Genomic DNA, 207 nt, shown 5'->3' on the forward strand with positions numbered 1-207 from the left:
AGATGAATATGCATTCACTACATTACCATCTGGATCCATCACATAACCATACATATAGCTTGTATTTAACGTACCATCTGGGAATCTCAAAGTATATCGACCGGTATCATCTGTTTCACCATAAACAGTTGCTGAAATATAGTCAGGATTTGCTTCTAATAATGCTTTAGCTGCTGCTGCTCTTTCTTTTTCTGGTAAACTATTAAC

The 207-nt window shown here is 35.7% G+C and carries 1 protein-coding gene; it reads right to left on the reverse strand.

Annotated features, from left to right (window positions below; genetic code table 11):
- Positions 1-207: hypothetical protein (locus LQ622_RS15260; protein ID WP_239775478.1), on the reverse strand; the 207-nt coding region annotated here is incomplete at both ends.

Origin of the sequence: Mammaliicoccus sp. N-M50, from assembly GCF_022386995.1 — a bacterium.
Classification (GTDB): Bacteria; Bacillota; Bacilli; order Staphylococcales; family Staphylococcaceae; genus Mammaliicoccus; species Mammaliicoccus sciuri_A.